Annotated in this window: 16 protein-coding genes and 1 tRNA gene; 5 read left to right on the top strand and 12 right to left on the bottom strand. The window is 50.2% G+C overall.

Features of this window, described 5'->3' with window-relative positions:
* Positions 1–45: 45 nt before the first annotated feature.
* Positions 46–231 carry a hypothetical protein gene (locus ACTOY7_RS07800; RefSeq protein ID WP_482671515.1) on the bottom strand — a complete coding sequence of 62 codons (186 nt, stop codon included), beginning with the start codon at positions 229–231 and terminating at the stop codon, positions 46–48.
* A 152-nt stretch (positions 232–383) separates the two neighbouring features.
* Here ACTOY7_RS07800 and ACTOY7_RS07795 point away from each other — a divergent pair, with 152 nt between their 5' ends.
* The 3 genes from ACTOY7_RS07795 to ACTOY7_RS07785 all read left to right on the top strand — a co-directional run bounded on the left by ACTOY7_RS07795 (position 384) and on the right by ACTOY7_RS07785 (position 2,905).
* A complete protein-coding gene (locus ACTOY7_RS07795; RefSeq protein WP_300822841.1) occupies positions 384–1,691 on the top strand; it encodes an HlyC/CorC family transporter in 1,308 nt (435 codons plus the stop codon).
* A gap of 173 nt (positions 1,692–1,864) precedes the next feature.
* A tRNA-Ser gene (locus tag ACTOY7_RS07790) sits at positions 1,865–1,952 on the top strand.
* A gap of 188 nt (positions 1,953–2,140) precedes the next feature.
* Positions 2,141–2,905, top strand: coding sequence for an N-acetylmuramoyl-L-alanine amidase (locus ACTOY7_RS07785; RefSeq protein WP_160280140.1), 765 nt, complete (start codon positions 2,141–2,143; stop codon positions 2,903–2,905).
* A 188-nt stretch (positions 2,906–3,093) separates the two neighbouring features.
* Here the strand turns inward: ACTOY7_RS07785 and glmM are convergent, their stop codons facing one another.
* The 5 genes from glmM to eda form a co-directional block, all read right to left on the bottom strand.
* Positions 3,094–4,443 (bottom strand): phosphoglucosamine mutase, encoded by a 1,350-nt coding sequence (glmM, locus tag ACTOY7_RS07780; protein ID WP_160280141.1) that lies wholly within the window; start codon positions 4,441–4,443, stop codon positions 3,094–3,096.
* A gap of 123 nt (positions 4,444–4,566) precedes the next feature.
* A complete protein-coding gene (locus tag ACTOY7_RS07775; RefSeq protein ID WP_160280143.1) occupies positions 4,567–5,202 on the bottom strand; it encodes an endonuclease III domain-containing protein in 636 nt (211 codons plus the stop codon).
* Positions 5,203–5,322: 120 nt separating this feature from the next.
* Positions 5,323–6,705: an MATE family efflux transporter gene (locus ACTOY7_RS07770; protein ID WP_300884293.1), complete on the bottom strand. Its 1,383-nt coding sequence runs from the start codon at positions 6,703–6,705 to the stop codon at positions 5,323–5,325.
* A gap of 221 nt (positions 6,706–6,926) precedes the next feature.
* Positions 6,927–7,952, bottom strand: coding sequence for a sugar kinase (locus ACTOY7_RS07765; RefSeq protein WP_160280145.1), 1,026 nt, complete (start codon positions 7,950–7,952; stop codon positions 6,927–6,929).
* 95 nt (positions 7,953–8,047) lie between these two features.
* Positions 8,048–8,689 carry a bifunctional 4-hydroxy-2-oxoglutarate aldolase/2-dehydro-3-deoxy-phosphogluconate aldolase gene (eda, locus tag ACTOY7_RS07760; protein ID WP_160280147.1) on the bottom strand — a complete coding sequence of 214 codons (642 nt, stop codon included), beginning with the start codon at positions 8,687–8,689 and terminating at the stop codon, positions 8,048–8,050.
* Between the two features lie 460 nt (positions 8,690–9,149).
* On the opposite strand from eda, the gene ACTOY7_RS07755 reads away from it, so the two are divergent.
* Entirely contained in the window at positions 9,150–9,914 is a 765-nt protein-coding gene (locus tag ACTOY7_RS07755) for an IclR family transcriptional regulator (protein ID WP_394683868.1), read from the top strand.
* Positions 9,915–9,950: 36 nt separating this feature from the next.
* On the opposite strand, the gene ACTOY7_RS07750 is transcribed toward ACTOY7_RS07755, so the two are convergent.
* Positions 9,951–10,601, bottom strand: coding sequence for an HAD family hydrolase (locus ACTOY7_RS07750; protein ID WP_160280327.1), 651 nt, complete (start codon positions 10,599–10,601; stop codon positions 9,951–9,953).
* A gap of 310 nt (positions 10,602–10,911) precedes the next feature.
* Between ACTOY7_RS07750 and upp the strand changes: the two genes are divergently transcribed.
* Positions 10,912–11,541 (top strand): uracil phosphoribosyltransferase, encoded by a 630-nt coding sequence (gene upp / locus ACTOY7_RS07745; RefSeq protein WP_160280151.1) that lies wholly within the window; start codon positions 10,912–10,914, stop codon positions 11,539–11,541.
* 60 nt (positions 11,542–11,601) lie between these two features.
* Here upp and ACTOY7_RS07740 read toward each other — a convergent pair whose 3' ends face one another.
* From ACTOY7_RS07740 to secG, 5 genes are all read right to left on the bottom strand, one after another.
* Positions 11,602–12,402: an SDR family NAD(P)-dependent oxidoreductase gene (locus ACTOY7_RS07740; RefSeq protein WP_160280152.1), complete on the bottom strand. Its 801-nt coding sequence runs from the start codon at positions 12,400–12,402 to the stop codon at positions 11,602–11,604.
* 85 nt (positions 12,403–12,487) lie between these two features.
* Complete coding sequence (locus ACTOY7_RS07735; protein WP_482671516.1) at positions 12,488–14,638, bottom strand: alpha-amylase family protein; 2,151 nt, start codon at positions 14,636–14,638, stop codon at positions 12,488–12,490.
* 181 nt (positions 14,639–14,819) lie between these two features.
* Positions 14,820–15,284 carry an SsrA-binding protein SmpB gene (gene smpB / locus ACTOY7_RS07730; RefSeq protein WP_160280155.1) on the bottom strand — a complete coding sequence of 155 codons (465 nt, stop codon included), beginning with the start codon at positions 15,282–15,284 and terminating at the stop codon, positions 14,820–14,822.
* A gap of 40 nt (positions 15,285–15,324) precedes the next feature.
* Positions 15,325–17,454 carry a ribonuclease R gene (gene rnr / locus ACTOY7_RS07725; protein WP_482672026.1) on the bottom strand — a complete coding sequence of 710 codons (2,130 nt, stop codon included), beginning with the start codon at positions 17,452–17,454 and terminating at the stop codon, positions 15,325–15,327.
* A 240-nt stretch (positions 17,455–17,694) separates the two neighbouring features.
* Entirely contained in the window at positions 17,695–17,937 is a 243-nt protein-coding gene (gene secG / locus ACTOY7_RS07720; RefSeq protein ID WP_016295504.1) for a preprotein translocase subunit SecG, read from the bottom strand.
* Positions 17,938–18,017: the final 80 nt, after the last annotated feature.

Genomic DNA, 18,017 nt, shown 5'->3' with positions numbered 1-18,017 from the left:
GCACATACAACATAAAAATAGGGAAAATTTGACAAAAAAATAAGCCTAAAATAAGGCTTTAAGAAGTTTTTGGGTAATGGGAAGTGTCGAACTCCCGTGCCCTTCCTTCTCAGGCGTCACAAAGAAATCCGCCGGACCGCCTGCCCGGAACGTGGTATGCCTGCTCATCGGCTCTTTTGTAAATACATTCTCTTCTCCCAGTATCCCGCATAATTCCTGATACAAATCCATATACCGTCTCCATTCATTTTTCTAATAGCTTTGTCTGTTAAATTTAATATACAATAAAACGGATTGAAATTCAACTTGCAAATTTCGCCGGAATGATGTATAGTAATCTGGTATACTCGTCAAGTTCAAAGTAAAAGGAGTTGAAGATATCATTGGACCCTAGTGACGCCATACAATTTATCATATTATTTATCCTGTTATTGTTATCTGCCTTTTTCTCTTCTGCGGAGACAGCGCTTACCACGGTAAGCAAGATCAAGATGCGTTCCCTTGCAGAGGATGGCAATAAGCGGGCGGCGACCGTGCTGGATATCACGGAGAATCATTCTCCCAAGATGCTGAGTGCTATTTTGATCGGCAACAACATCGTGAACCTGTACGCCGCATCCCTGACGACTACATTGGCATACCGTCTGGGCGGGGCAATGGTCAGCATCGCGACCGGTATCCTGACCGTGGCGATCCTCATATTCGGCGAGATCACGCCGAAGAATGCGGCCACGATCAATTCCAGCAAGCTTTCACTGACATACATTCCGATCATCAAGATTTTTATGACGGTCATGACTCCGGTCATATTCATTGTCAATATACTTTCCCGCGGGGTATTATTCCTCCTTCGGATTGATCCGAACGCAAAGAACAATACCATGACTGAGGATGAACTCCGCACGATCGTAGACGTCAGCCATGAGGACGGTGTAATCGAATCCGAAGAGAAGGAAATGATCTACAACGTGTTCGACCTAGGAGATGCCCGGGCAAAGGACGTCATGGTTCCCCGGGTACATGTGACATTTGCAGACGTCAACAGTACTTACCATGAACTGTTGGATATTTTTAAAGAAGACAAGTATACCAGACTTCCCGTGTATGAAGACACCACAGACAACGTCATCGGAACGATCAACATGAAAGATCTGCTTCTGTTTGACAACAGAGAGCATTTTCATGTACGCGATATTCTCCGGGAAGCCTATTTCACTTATGAATATAAGAGCATTTCCGAGCTCCTTGTGGAGATGCGGGATGCTTCGTTCAACATTGCCATCGTATTGGATGAGTATGGAGAGACCGCCGGGCTGATCACACTGGAAGACATTCTGGAGGAAATCGTCGGTGAGATTCACGATGAATACGATGAGAATGAAGAGAACTTTGTTCAGAAGGTCAATGACCTTGAATATATTGTAGAAGGCTCCTTAAGTCTGGATGATCTGAATGACCGTCTGGATTTGGAATTGGAATCGGAAGATTATGATTCTTTGGGCGGATTTCTCATTCAGCGTTTGGACCGTCTGCCCGAGGTAGGCGATGAATTTACGACGGAAGACGGAATCCGTATGGTCGTAGATCGTCTGGATAAGAACCGGGTGGAGCTTGTGCATCTCTATCTTCCGGAAAAGGAAAATCCTGAGCTGGACGAGGACGAAGAAGAAGGACGCAAGGCAGAGGACTGAAAAGTCTGCCATCGGCGGCCTTATCGCATACAATAATATAAAGCCTGGCGGCAGCCGCCGCCGGCTGTATAGATCGGGATTGTCGGGTCAATCCGCTGTTGAGTATCAAAGGACGCGCACCGTTTCACGGCGCAGATCCACGGCACTTTTTATCGGCCGTAAGTATTTATTGTGGAGAGTTATCGAAGTGGTCATAACGAGCTGCACTCGAAATGCAGTTGTCCGTTTCCGGGCACGTGGGTTCGAATCCCACACTCTCCGTTCAAAAGCTGCTTGTCTTGTGATATGGCAGCTTTTTTCTTTGCCTTTTTGAAGGAGCACATATGGCATCCCCGGGTATTTCATGCCTCTATATGCCCCTTCCGGAGCAGTTTTCTACGCCCCGGTCTGCACACTTCTGTGTTTTCCGTCATACTTTGATATAGAATGATGTGAAAGGAAATACTGCTATGCCTATCTCAATCATGCTGGATGCCGGCCACGGCGGCCGCGATCCCGGCGCTGTCTACAACGGCCGCCGGGAAAAGGACGATACGCTCCGCCTGACCCTGGCCGTCGGCGAGATCCTTCAGGACAACGGTCTGGACGTGGAGTACACGAGAACAACCGATATCTATCAGTCACCCTATGAAAAAGCGACAGAAGCCAACAACGCCGGTGTGGATTATTTTGTTTCCATCCACCGCAACTCCTTTCCTACAGATAATGTAGTTTCCGGTGTGGAATCCCTGGTTTATGACCTCTCCGGAATCAAGCTGGAAATGGCGGAAAATATCAATGACCAGCTGGAAGCTGTGGGCTTTGTCAATCTGGGAGTCGAGGCACGCCCGAACCTGATCGTCCTGAACAGGACAAAGATGCCTGCGGTCCTGGTAGAAGCCGGGTTTATAAATTCCAACACGGACAATACGCTGTTTGATCAGAATTTTGACGATATAGCCCAGGCAATCGCCTCCGGGATTCTGGATACGTTAAAGCCGACTCAATCCGTTCCGGATCCCTCTGTATACTATGTGCAGGTCGGTTCCTTCCGCAATCCGGCCTATGCGAACCGCCTGCTGAACGAACTGCTGGAACAGAACTATACGGCTTCCATCGCAGAAGAGGACGGTTTCTTCCGTGTACGGGTAGGGAGCTTCGACGACCTGGAAGACGCCGCGGAAATGGAGCAGAGACTGAAACGGGCCGGGTATCCGACCGTGATCGTTGGGTAAACAGATTCCAGCCATACCGGCGGAATATCTCCTTCATCTTGGCGCAGCAAGGGGCTGTCAGGAAATCAGAACCCTGCGCAATCTATCCATATCGGCTCCCATGAACCGCATATGATAGATTGCAGGTATCTGATTTCCTGACAGCCCTTGATTCCTGCGTATTTAGGAGTTGTTAGAAAAATAATTCCTTACTGTGTGGCCTCCAGGCCTTCCGCGCGGATCACCTGGATCACCTGCTCCACATACTGCCGGCAGATCTCATCCGTCGCGGCCTCCACCATCACGCGGATCACAGGCTCGGTGCCGCTTTCCCGCACCAGGATCCTTCCGTCGCTTCCTAGCGCCGCCGCCACGTCATCTACCGCTTTCTGCACCGCCGGATTCTCGCGTGCGGTTTTCTTATCTGTCACCCGCACATTTTTCAGCAGCTGTGGATAAATCTTGACATCACCGCACAGCTTTGCAAGCGTCTGCTTCTTCTCCATGATCACCTCCATGATCATCAGAGAGGTCAGGATTCCGTCGCCCGTCCTTGCATGCTTGCTGAAAATGATATGTCCGGACTGCTCGCCCCCGAGTACAAACCCGTTATTCATCATATTTTCGTAGACATACTTATCGCCTACCGCCGTCTGCTCATACTTCATACCGATCTTATCGCATGCCTTGTAAAGTCCCAGATTAGACATCACCGTGGTAACAATCGTGTTGCCTTCCAGCCTTCCCTGCTCCATCATGTACTTACCGCACATGTAGAGCACCAGGTCTCCGTTCACCACGTCTCCGTTCTCATCAACGGCAATGCAGCGGTCCGCGTCTCCGTCATAGGCAAAACCCACATCCAGCTTTTTCTCTCTGACAAAATCCTGGAGCACCTCAATGTGTGTGGAACCGCAGTTGGTATTGATATTCAATCCGTCCGGTTCGTTGCTGATCACATAGGTCTTTGCCCCCAAAGCGTCAAATACACTCTTGGCAATGCTGAACGCGCTTCCATTTGCGCAGTCCAGCCCGATGCGCATGTCCTTGAAGGAACGGGTAGCCAGAGAAATGAGGTGGCCGATATAGCGGTTTCTTCCTGCCGCATAATCAATCGTGCGGCCGATCGCCTCCTTCGATGCCAGAGGCAGCTCTTCGGTCTTGCCGTCAATATAGCTCTCGATCTTTTCTTCGACCTCAGCCTCCATCTTATGTCCCATTCTGTTGATCACCTTGATCCCATTATCATAGTAGGGATTATGGCTTGCGGAAATCATAATGCCGCAGTCGAAATCCTCTGTCCTTACTACATAGGATACGCTGGGTGTGGTAGTTACATGGAGCAGATATGCGTCTGCCCCGGACGCCGTCAGTCCGGCCGCCAGCGCATACTCAAACATATAGCTGCTTCTTCTGGTGTCTTTTCCAATCACGATCCGGGCCTTGTGCTCCTGTCCGAAGTACCAGCCCAGATAGCGGCCTACCTTGAATGCATGCTCCACGGTCAGGACAACATTGGCCTCTCCGCGAAAACCGTCAGTTCCAAAATATTTTCCCATTTTTTCTACCTTCTTATCATATATTTGCCATTGAAATATGTTGCTGGATCACTCTGCGGCGCAGAGCCTTCTTTGACCTTACTCATTATATTATTTTCTTGCGAAAGATACAACTATTTTTTCTCATATTCCATTCTTTGCGCAGATGTCCTCCAGGCAGCACCGGCTGCAGAAGGGTTTTGTCCGCGCAGTGCAGATATCCCGCCCGTGATACACCAGGCGATGGCAGAAATCACTCCCCTCCTCTGGAGGGATCAGCTTCCACAATTCCATCTCCACCTTTTTCGGCTCCTTGATCCCGTCCACCAGGCCCATCCGGTTGACCAGGCGGATACAGTGGGTATCCGTGACGATCGCAGGCTTTCCGAAGATATCTCCCATGATCAGGTTGGCGCTTTTTCTCCCCACCCCCGGCAGCTTCAAAAGGGCGTCAAAATCATCCGGCACCCTTCCGCTGTACTGCTCCTTTAAAGTCTTCATGCAGCCGCTGATGTCCCGTGCCTTGCTCTTTCCCAGGCCGCAGGGACGAACGATCCTTTCAATATCCTCCACATCGGCAGCCGCCAGCGCATCCACATCCGGATATTTTTCATATAGTTCTTCCACTACCACATTGACCCTTGCATCCGTACACTGCGCCGCCAGCCTCACACTGACCAGCAGCTTCCATGCCTGGTCGTAATCCAGGCTGCATTCCGCAACAGGATATTCCTCTTTCAAGCGCCCGATGATCTCTGCTGCCAGCTTTTTCTTCGTCATATGTTCCATCCTTCTTTCGTGTCATTCATCTGGTTCGAGCGGCAGGTCCATATGGCAGCCGGAGCTGTGCGCTTGTGTCCGGCAGTCATGCTCTCCGCTCTTTCATGTCTGACTGATTTTTTACTGCCGCAGTGCCGTCTGTCTCCATTTTCCTCTTCGGTAGAACAGCGCCGTAGCGAGTGCGCCGATGACCCAGGAAATTAGTAAGGAAACAAAAATGCATTCTTTCCGCCCCTGGGGATACTGCGCGCTTCTGGACAAGTATACCAGACCATAAGCCAGAGGAACCCTGACAAGGATCGTTGTAACCAGTGAGATCCACATCGGCGTCATGGTATCGCCGGCCCCTCTCATCACGCCTGACAGCGACTGCGTCACAGCCATCGCGATATATCCCACTGCCAGGATCCGCATCAGATTCATACTCAGTATGACCAGGCTCTCCGTATTGGTGAAAATTCCCATCAGCGGTTTTCCAAACAGCAGGATCAATCCTGTGATTACAGCGGAGGTTCCGATCGCCATAAATGTTCCCTGCTTCGCTCCCTTTACCACACGGTCATAGGAACCGGCTCCTACATTCTGTCCCGCGTAAGTCGTCATTGCCGTTGCGAACGAAAAGTTCGGCAGCATCGCGAAGCCGTCCACACGCATAACGATCACATTTGCCGCAATAAACTGCTCTCCGAAACTGTTGGTCAAAGACTGTACGATCAGCATGGCCATGGAAAGAATGGCCTGGGTCACACCGGAGGGCACGCCCAGACGGATGATGCTCATGGAATGGTACTTTGTCATTTTCAGATAATCCCGGTTCATATCAAACAGGTCCTTCATCTGCATCAGCCTGCGTACGCAGAGCAGGGCGGAGATTGCCTGCGCGATCGCCGTCGCAAGTGCTACGCCGTCTACGCCCATGCCGAAGTATACGACAAATACCAGGTCCAGGATAATATTCAGGATACTTGCCACGATCAGATATACCAGCGCAGAGATCGAGTCCCCCAGTCCGCGCAGGACACCGCTCAGGATATTATAATATGCAAGCCCCGCAGATCCGATGAAAAGGATATGCAGATAAGAGGTACACCAGTCCAGAATGCTGTCCGGAGTTTTCAGAAGCAGCAGAAGCGGCCTCGTCAGCATCGTCGCCACCACCATGACAAATATGGAGGCCAACGCGGTCAGTACGATACAGTTTCCGATCGTTGCGGACAGATCCTTCCGGTTCTTGGCGCCGAAGTACTGCGACACCATGATGCTGGCCCCCATACTGATCCCGATAAACAGGACGATCAGCAGGTTCAGGATCGGTCCCGCGCTTCCCACCGCCGCCAGTGCATTGTCTCCTACAAAGTTGCCCACCACCACGCTGTCCACCGTATTGTACAGCTGCTGGGCAATATTACCGATCAACATGGGGACTGTAAAGATCAGGATATTTTCCCAGGGCTTTCCCACCGTCATGTCAACCGGGGCAAATAATTTCTTCAAATATTCCATAATTCGTTATCTCCTCCCATTTTTTGTGTTATATAAGCTTCTCCCCCCGTGAAGAAGGTCGGCTGTCAAGAATTGCTTTCCTGCCAGCCGACGCTCAGTATTTATATACTAACACGTTATGCCAAAATATTACAAGCCTATTTTTCACTTTTTAAACGAAAGAGGGCTGCCACAAAACGTGACAGCCCTCTTTCGTGCTATAGCAAAATGGGAGAAATCTATTATCTCTGGACACGGCCGGAGGCATCGCCGCCGGCAAGTTTTGCGACTTCGTCCATAGATACCATGTTGTAATCACCCTCGATGGAGTGCTTGAGGCAGGATGCTGCCACCGCAAATTCTATCGCAGCCTGCGCGTCATAACCGCTCAGCACCGCGGCGATCAGTCCGCCGCCGAAGCTGTCGCCGCCGCCCACGCGGTCTACGATATGCATCTTATATTTCTTGCTGAAATAATAGTCTGTCCCGTCAAATAACATGGCGGACCAGTTGTTATCATTGGCGGAAATGGATTCTCTCAGGGTGATCGCCACCTTTTCAAATCCAAATCTGTCCGCAAGCTGTCTTGCCACATCCTTGTAGCCTTCCCGGTTCACTTCGCCGGCAGTTACATCCGTATTCGCCGCATGGATTCCAAATACATCCGCCGCGTCTTCCTCGTTTGCAATGCAGACATCCACATATTTACAGAGCTCGCCCATCACCTGGCCGGCTTTTTCCTTGCTCCACAGCTTATTCCGGTAATTCAGGTCGCAGGAGATCTTGACCCCTGCCTCCTTCGCTGACTTGCATGCATCCAGGCAGATTGCGGCCACATCGTCATTCAGCGCCGGGGTAATGCCGGTAAAGTGGAACCATTCCACACCGTCAAAGATCTCTTTCCACTGGAAATCCTCCCGTGACGCCGTGTAAATAGATGAACCGGCTCTGTCGTAAATAACCTTGGAAGGTCTCTGGGACGCTCCCTTTTCCAGGAAATAGATCCCCACACGGTCTCCGCCCCGCGCAATGTGGGACGTATCTACTCCGAATTTACGCAGTGAGTTGATCGCTGCCTGTCCGATCTCATGCTTCGGAAGCTTTGTCACAAATGCCGCGTCAAATCCATAATTCGCCAGAGAAACCGCTACATTCGCCTCTCCGCCTCCATAGGTCGCCCCCAGCTTATCCGCCTGCACAAACCGGTAATATCCTTCCGGCGCAAGTCTCAGCATGATCTCACCAAACGTTACTACTTTTTTTGCCATTGTTTTCACCTTTCCTTTATATCTATATAGAAATCCTTATTTCACAGAACGGCTGTGAACAGTCTGCATCCGTGACACCGCAGACCAATCCGCAGTTATTTACTTCTGATATCCGCAACCAACTTTACTGCCTCTTCGGTCATCGCCTTGATCTCATCAAACTTTCCGGCTTTTACCAGATCTCCTTTTACCATCCAGCTTCCGCCGCAGGCAATGATCTTGTCGCAGCTCAGATAGCTCTCCAAGTTCTTTGCATTGACGCCGCCTGTAGGCATAAACTTCAGTCCCACATACGGAGCCGCCATTGCCTTGATCGTAGACACTCCGCCGAACTGCTCCGCCGGGAAGAACTTCACAATCTTCAATCCTCTCTTTACCGCCTGAGCCACCTCGGATGGAGTGATGCATCCCGGAAATACCGGAATATCCTTTCCAAGGCAATAGTCTACGATCTCCGGATCAAATCCCGGGCTGACAATAAACTTTGCCCCCGCGCCCATGGCACGGTCAACCTGATCGATCGTCAGCACCGTACCTGCTCCTACAAACATCTCTGGATACTCTGTTGTCATGATCCGGATGGATTCCTCGGCCGCATCCGTACGGAACGTCACCTCCGCGCAGGGAAGCCCACCTTCACACAATGCCTTCGCCAGCGGAGCGGCATCCTTCGCATCGTTCAGCACAACTACCGGTACAACACCCATCTTCTGAATCTTTTCTGCTACTTCTCCCATGTTCATTCTCCTTAATCTTATAGTTTCATAATATGAAATCATATTTCATATTATGAACTTCGTACTTTTATTATACTCCATCCGGAAAGATTGTCAACCTTTTCCAGTCATTTTTTTCATTTTATAGTTACTATTCACAGTCGGATAAAAATGGCAGTCGGATTCTTCAAACGAAGCTTGTAAGAAGCCGATTGACAGTTTTTATCTGACTGGAATCAGTCACTTCACCCACATAAGCAAAAAATCAAGATGCGAAGCATCGGCAGACGGCTTTGCCGACTGTTTTTGCGCATGTGAGTGAAATGACTGTGAATAGTAACATTTTATATGACGCGCAAGCGCGGTGGCTTTACACCGTAAGCAATGGATCATATTTCCATATCAGTATGCCCGTTTATCCTGATAATATGATTTGCTCTTTTGTAATAAACATGCTACAATACCTCAAGAGGTGAAGCATATGGAATCAAAGAACCCGATCCAGGTATCGGAACGAATCTTTCATACGATAGAATATCTGGCCCAGTCCGGCCCCACGGGGCTGCAGGACCTGAGCAATGAGCTGGGTCTCAACAAAAGCACCGTACACCGGATCTTAAATTCTCTCATCTGCATGGATTATGTCCGTCAGGATGCCGAGACCTTAAAATACAGCCTGAGCTTTAAATTCTGCCGGATCTCAAATCAGATCCTGGCCCAGAACAGCCTGATCGACATCGCCCGCCCTTACATCAAGCAGCTTGCGGAGCTGTCCGGCGAGACCGTCCATCTGGTGCAGATCGACCATATCCATGCCGTATATATTGACAAAGTAGAGTCTCCCCGGAACTCGGTGCGTCTTGTATCCATGGTGGGAAAAAGCATCCCTCTTTACTGCTCCGGGGTCGGTAAGGCCATGCTGGCTGATATGCCGGATGAAAAGATACGTTCCGTCTGGGAACAAAGCGAGATCCGGAAAATGACGGAGTATACGATCACCGATCCCGCAAGATTTCAGGAGGAAATTCGGGAGATCCGCAGAAACGGTTATGCTCTGGACAATGAGGAAAATGAACCCGGCGTCCGCTGCATCGCCGTATCCCTGAGAAGCTTCCAGGGTAAGCCCTCCTATGCACTCAGCATCTCTGCGCCGAAGGATCGGATGTCTGACATCCGGATCCTGGAATTAAAAGAGATGATCCTGGATACAAAAGAAAAGATATCACGAGAAACAGGAAGCCTTTAGGCTTCCTGCTTTTAGATCTGGTTGAATAAAAATCCTTCACGGGGCAAAGACGACCGGATAAATGTCTCTTACGGTTTCCGCAATATAGGTTGCCCCCGCGCGCTTCAATTCCTCATAGTCTCCATACCCGAACAGAACTCCCAGTGAATCAAGCCCCATCTTTTTTGCTCCCAGAATGTCGTGCTCCCGGTCGCCGACCATCAGGACCTTTGACCGGTCAGGAATCTCGCAGCTTTCCAGCACATGCGCGATCACTTCATCCTTTTTTGTACGAGTTTCATCCAGGTTTGCACCCACGATATACGCAAAATATTTTGCAAGGCCGAAATGCTCCAGAATCCTTTTTGCAAATACCTCCGGCTTTGAGGTCGCTACGATCGCTCGTTTTCCAGAATCCCGGATTTCCTTTAGCAATTCTTCGATCCCTTCATAGACCGTATTCTCAAAAAGGCCCTTGTCCGTATAGTATTCCCTGTAATATTCCACCGCTTTTCCCGCTTCCTCCGGGGAAAATCCGTAATATTTCTCAAAAGATTCCCTTAATGGCGGACCGATAAATTTATAGAGCTCTGTTCTGTCGTCGATTTCAATCCCGAACTTTTTTAAAGAATATGCCACGGAATTGGTTATTCCCAGCCCGGAATCCGTCAATGTCCCGTCCAGGTCAAATAAGATCACATCATACATGGTATTTTCTCCTTTTTCCTCATTCTTAAGGCTGTTAAAAACCAGCTTTACATATGACACCGTAAAAGCTTCCTTCTTTAGCAGCTCCTTGCCGCTCTTATCTTAACATACTTTCTCCGGGCGGGAAAGCCGTATTCCCATCCTATTTTCCAATTCTCATCCCATGTATTTTCGAACCGGGATTGACTTTATGCCGAAGTTTCGCTAAAATGTCCATAGTATCTACAAGACTGCAGTGTACGCCTGGTCAGGATTTGACCTGCAGCTCTGCAGAATCAGAAAGCATTTATAGAAAACAGAGGTATAACACATGAAAAACGTATTTATTATGGATCACCCTTTAATTCAGCACAAGATCTCCCTGCTCCGTAAAAAGGAAACCGGGACCAACGAATTCCGCAAGCTGGTAGAGGAGATCGCCGTCCTGATCGGTTTTGAAGCGTTCCGTGACCTGCCGCTGGAAGAGGTGGAGGTGGAGACTCCCATTGAAAAATGTATGACGCCGATGCTGGCCGGGAAAAAGCTGGCTGTCGTTCCAGTCCTGCGTGCCGGATTGGGCATGGTAAACGGGATCACGACCCTGGTGCCGTCCGCGAAGATCGGGCATATCGGACTCTACCGCGATCCGGAAACCCACGAGCCTCACGAATACTACTGCAAGCTGCCGATTCCCATTGATCAGCGTCAGATCGTAGTCGTGGATCCCATGCTGGCAACCGGCGGCTCCGCAGTTGCGGCAGTCGATTTTATCAAAAAGCATGGCGGGAAGACGATCAAATGCATGTTTATCATCGCCGCTCCGGAGGGAATCGAACGGCTGACCAAGGCCCATCCGGATGTACAGATCTACGTAGGACACCTGGACCGCGAGCTGAATGATGCAGCCTACATCTGTCCGGGACTCGGAGATGCCGGCGACCGTATCTTCGGCACAAAGTAGTTTGCCGCAAAAAGAAATCCCGGAGACATCCTCCGGGATTTTTTTATATGATACATTTCCTTACGGTCTCTGGCCCATTCCGCCTTCCAGAGTGATCGTCTCGCCGGACATATACTTGAAGTCCGGAGAAGCAAGCTGTACGCAGACACGTCCAATCTCAAGCTCCGCGTCTCCGTAATGTCCTGCCGGCGGCATATGCACGTTCGCCTTGAAGGCATCCGGATAAGCAGCCTCAAAGTTCTCAAGCTGTGCGGTCCATGCCAGCGGGCATACGATGTTTACATTAATCCCGTCCTTGCCCCACTCGGTTGCCGCTACACGGGTCAGTCCGCGGATGCCCTCTTTTGCAGCCGCATACGCACACTGTCCGAAGTTTCCAAATAATCCCGCGCCTGACGCAAAATTGATCACAGAGCCCTTCGTCTCTTTCAGATGCGGATAGCACGCCTTCATATAGTAGAATGTTGCATACAGTCCCGAATAAACCGCCAGATTGAACTGATCTGTGGTGTGGTCCGCAAGCGTGACACCGGAAGCGGAAGCCTGCGCGTTGTTGATCAGGACATCAATTCTTCCGAAGGTATCCAGCGTCTGCTTGACTACATTTTCCACAACCGCCTCATTGTCCGAGCCGGCGCTGACATCCGCCTGAACCGGCAGGACCTTTACGCCGTAAAGCCTTTCCAGCTCTTCCTTCGCGTCAGTCAGCTTCTGCACGTTCCGTCCGGTAATGACGATATTGGCGCCTTCCTTTGCATAAGCGGTAGCGATGCCGTATCCGATGGAGCCGCATCTGCCGTCACGCAGGACCGCTCTTCCTCCTCCTGTGATGATCACTGTTTTTTCTGTCAAAAATCCCATGTCTTTGGCCTCCTTCTTTCTAACTGTTTCTATTAATTCATGCATCTGCTTCACAACTCGTCAGACGCGAATGAATCGCACTTGTCTATGCCTGTCTTTTCAGGTAGTAGAATCCAAACGGCTGGATATGCACGCCTGCCGGCTGGATCGCCTCGCCTGAGATCAGGTCCACATAATTTCCGTCAATCTCATTGATCCACGCGATCTTGTCATACTCACTGAAATTAAACAGCCCGAACAGCTTTTCCCCTTCAAAATATCTTCCGATGCACAGGACTCCCTGCTCCCAGGTCTCCACTGTCCATACATTGGCATTGGTCACGAATACCTTCTCGGATTTCCGGATCTCTTCCAGCTGGTTCAGCCTCTGGAACATCTTTCCTTCCACAGTCTCAGGATCCGTGATATTTTCTGCAAGGTCCCATCTCATGGCTCCACGGTGGATATAACGGGAATCCTCTGCCTTGTCCGGATCCTCCTTATAGGAATAGTCATTGACCTGTCCCATTTCATCTCCGCTGTACAATACCGGAATCCCGGACTGCATGAACATATATGCATGCAGCATCACATCCATCTGGATCGCCTTTTCCATAGCCTGCGCGTCCTCTTCAAACCCGGCCTTTTCGATTCCACACATGGACGCGGTCGTCCCGCAGAAACGGGCGTCCCCAAGGACCAGGTCTTCATTGTAGAGCACACCCCGGCTGGTGCTGTTGCCGGTGTAGCCCCGGAAATAGTCGTTCAGATACTGTTTATGGGAGCGTTCATGGATCCCTTCCAGTTCCAGGGTCGGATAATCCAGTCCCCATCCGATATCATCATGGCAGCGCAGATAATTCAGGAATACATACTCCTTCGGCAGGTTATTCACAATGTCAAGCTGCCGCTTCAAGAGCCGCACATCCCTCGTTGCCACCGTATGCCATGTGGTCGCCATTGTGGTCACATTGTAGAGCATATGGCATTCCGGCTTTTCCACGGTTCCAAAATAAGGCACCACCTTCTCCGGTTCCATGACCACTTCGCCCAGAAGAAGGATCCCCGGGCATACGATCTCGCCGATCATACGCATCATACGCACGATGGTATGTACCCTCGGCAGGTTCCTGCAGTCGGTATTCAGTTCCTTCCAGATATAGGGAACCGCATCGATCCTGATGACATCAATTCCCTTGTTTGCCAAAAACAGGAAATTGTACATCATCTCATTGAATACCCTTGGGTTTTTATAATTCAAATCCCACTGATAGGGATAAAATGTCGTCATTACATAGTGCTTGATGTCATCCAGCCAGGTAAAGTTGCCGGGCGCTGTCGTCGGAAATACCTGGGGTACGGTGCGCTCATACTGCTGCGGGATGGCGTCATTGTCATAGAAGAAGTATCTGCTCATATACTCTCCGTCTCCCTGGCGCGCGCGCTTTGCCCATTCGTGGTCTTCCGAGGTATGATTCATGACAAAGTCCATACACACATTCATGTTCTTTTTGCGGCATGCGGCGGTAAGGCTTTCCAAGTCTTCCATAGTCCCCAGCTTTTCCTGTACCTTCCGGAAATCCGAAACCGCGTATCCGCCGTCCGACCGGCCCTTCGGAGTCTCCAAAAACGGCATCAGATGGATGTAGTTCACATTGCTCTTCTCCAAATAGTCCAGTCTGGATTCTACTCCCTTGATATCTCCCGCAAAATTATCTATGTAAAGCATCATTCCAAGCATATCATTCTGCTTGTACCAGCCCGGGTTCTCCTCCCGTCTCAAATCCGATGCTTTCAGATCCTGATTCCGTTCCTCATAGAACCTGTGGAGGTTATCACACAGCTCCGCAAACATGGAGTCATTGCCGTACAATTCCGTATAAAGCCATTTCAACTCATCAAAGTGGCGGTTGAACCTTCTTCTGTACACTTCCTCCTGCCGGCTTTTCTCTTCCTCCGCAAGCTCCGGCTCTGCCGTCTTTTCCTCTGCAGGCGCAGATTCTTTCTCAGGCTTTTCTTGTTTTTCTTCTATTTTCTCAGCTTCCCCGGTTTTCTCTTCTGCCATCACGGCTTCTTTTACTTCCGTCTCAGGCTTTGCTGTCTCGGCTGTTTTCTGCTCATCAGCAAGAGATTCCTGCCCGGCCGCTTCCTGTCCGGTCATTTCCTCTGTCTCCATCGTTACTGTCTCTTCCGCAGCATGTTCCACCTGGTTCCTGATCTTGCTTTTCCTGGCCCTGGCCGCTTTTTTTCTGCTCATCTTTCATCCTCCTGTTCCGTATCGCAATGTGTTGCGGTGCACCTGACGGATGCAACTGACTCCACGTAAAATGATAGCATACCAGACTTTAGAAAACAACCGCTTTCAAACCGTTATGTTGCACAAATTTTCCCCCGCGTTTTTGTATGTTTCTTTGTCCTGTTCCCTGTCGAAAACAGCCTTAGAGATTCCGTACCTTGAACTCCCTCTGCGCCTCTCTCTTCTGGTCCTTTTTGGCAATATCATCCCGCTTGTCATACAGTTTTTTTCCTTTGGCCAGACCGATCTCCAGCTTCACCAGACTGCCGCTGAAATACACTCTCAGCGGAACTACCGTATTCCCCTTTTCCTTCATCTTCCCGAAGATCTTGTCGATCTCCTTTTTGTGGAGCAGGAGCTTCCGCGCCCGAAGGGGATCCTTGTTGAAGATATTCCCCTTCTCGTAAGGCGAGATATGCATACCATAGATAAATACCTCGCCGTCCTCAACGCGGATAAACGCCTCCTTGATGCTGCACTGCCCCATCCGCAGGGACTTCACCTCTGTTCCGTGAAGCACAAGGCCTGCCTCATATTTTTCCAAAATAAAATAATCATGGTATGCCTTTTTATTATTTGCGATCAATTTTCCCTCTGCCTTGCCCATAATCTATACCTTTCTGTTTAAAATCCAGTGCTCAGTATGCCTATAGGAATCCGAACCGTATCGTCCTCTGCGCCTTGTCCGTATCCAGGACCCGGATCCGCACGGTCTGTCCCAGCTTATACACATTATGGGTACGCTCTCCGACCAGTTCAAAGCGATCTTCCCAATACTCATAATGATCATCCGTCATATCGACCACATGAACCAGCCCCTCGATCGTATTCGGAAGCTCCACATAGGCTCCCCATTTTGTGATCCCGGAAATGACGCCTTCAAACTCTTCCCCGATCCGTTCCTGCATATATTCTACCTTTTTCAGCTTCACGGTCTCCCGCTCCGCCTCCTCTGCGCGCCGTTCCATGACGCTGGACTGCATCGCCACCTCGGGCAGTATCTTCTCATAATGCGCCATCCGTTCCTCCGTCATGCGTCCCCGGATATTTTCCTTAATGATCCGGTGGATCTGCAGGTCCGGATATCTGCGGATGGGCGATGTGAAATGCGTATAATACTTGGCCGCCAGCCCAAAATGCCCCGTGTTCTCCCAAGTATACTTTGCCTGCTTCATAGACCGAAGAGCCAGACGGCTGATCAGCGCTTCTTCCGGTGTTCCTTCCACCTTGCCCAAGAGCTTTTGCACCTCCTTCGGGCGTACCTCATTGCCCACATGGATATGATAGCCGAAGTTGTTGATCAATGTGCTCAGCTTCCGGATCTTATCTTCGTCCGGAGTCTCATGGGTCCGATACAGGAACGGGAGCTCCCGCCAATAGTATTCCTCGGCCACGGTTTCATTTGCCAGAAGCATAAAATCCTCGATCAGCTTGGTCGCCACATTCCGGTCATAGGGCCGGATCTCGACGGGCCTTCCGTTCTCGTCCAGGATCATCTTTGTCTCCGGAAAATCAAAGTCTATGGAGCCCCTCTGATGGCGCCTTTCCCGCAGAATACGGGACAGCTCCGCCATCCGTTCGAACAGCGGCACCAGCTTCCTGTACCGTTCCGTCTCCTCTGGATCGCATTTTTCCAGGATCTTAGCCACACTGGTATAGCACATACGCTCATCCACACAGATGACGGTCTCCGCGATCTCCGAATCCACGACCTCCCCTTTTCCATTCACAAGCATGATGCAGCTCAGCGCCAGCCGTTCCTCACCCGCGTTGAGAGAGCAGATCCCGTTGGACAGCTTATGGGGCAGCATGGGGATCACCCGGTCCGAAAGATACACGCTGGTCCCCCGCTTCAGAGCCTCCTTGTCCAGCGCGCTGTGCTCCTGGACATAATTCGTCACATCCGCGATATGCACGCCTAACCGGTAATTCTCCCCTTCCTTTGTAAGGGACACCGCGTCGTCCAGATCCTTGGCGTCCTCACCGTCAATGGTGACCATCTGCCATTCCCGCAGATCCTTACGACCCGCCATATCAGCCTCACTTACGTCCTTGCCAACCCGTTCCGCCTGATTCATTACCTTTTCCGGAAATTCCACCGGAAGGTCAAATCCCTTTACAATGGACATGATATCCGTTCCCGGATCATTGATGTGGCCGATCACCTCCGTCACGAACCCTTCCGGATTCTTCTGTTCTCCGCCGTAGGATGTCAGCTCTACAACCACCTTATGTCCGGTCATGGCTCCTTTTTCCTTACCTGCCGGAATATAGATATCCTTCAGGATCCTCTGGTCGTCCGGTCGGACAAATCCATAGTTCCTGCTCTTTTCATACAGGCCCACGATACTGACCGTCCTGTGAGACAGAACGCGGATGATCTTCCCTTCTGTCCGCTTTCGGTTCTGATCCGCTCCGTCCTTATGCCGGGTGATGATAAACTCCACCTCATCCCCCTGAAAGGCCCCGCCTCTGTTTTCCTCCGCGACAAAAACATCCTCTTCTTCCCCTTCCCGGCTGATAAATCCAAATCCCCTTGCATTTGCCTGAAAGGTTCCTGTCAGGCGCTTCGCCTGCCCTTTGGTATACTTTCCTCTCTTCGATACACTGATCCTGCCCTCCGCTTCCAGGGCATCCAGCACTTCCTTCAATTCCTCTCTCTGATCCCGCGGTATCTGAAGCAGCATCGCAATCTCTTTGATCTTCATAGGCACATAGAAATCATCACAGATCAAATCATAGATAATTTTCTTGCGCTTTTCAAACGTATTATCCATATTCTCTCTCCTCTCTGGTAGTTTCTCCCCGGCGAATCACATTATACGAAAAAAACACCCTATACTGCTTATAGAGTGCCTTCCTCATCCTGTACCAGAGACGAAACCTATGAAACCTATTCTAATCGCTGCCGTTTACCCCTTTGCGTGTAAGCGACAGCTTCTGATCCTCTTCTTCGTTCCTGCCTTTCATCCTGCGGTTCCTGCTGCCGTTGTCCGACTGCGCAGCCGTGTCTGTCCTCAGTTAAATACGCCCAAGTTCAGTACGACCGCCAGTAAAATGAACAAGATTGCAAGAAACTTTGTTGACTTCACAAGTGCCCCCTCCATGGAACGTCCTTTATTCTGTCCCCAATAGGTATCTGCTACGCCGCTGATTGTCCCGAGTCCGGCTGACTTTCCTTCCTGAAGAAGAATAATCGCTGACAATGCGATACAATCTATCACAAATATAATCGTTAGAACAATCTTTAAAATGTCCATCCGCACACACCTCCTATAATAATCCTCTTACTCACAAGTAGATTTATTTTAGCACAATGCTTCATGGATGGCAAGCATTT

Source organism: Schaedlerella sp., assembly GCF_056796775.1.
The sequence above is the reverse complement of the archived record's forward strand: the minus strand, read 5'-3'. Positions and strand labels throughout refer to the sequence as shown.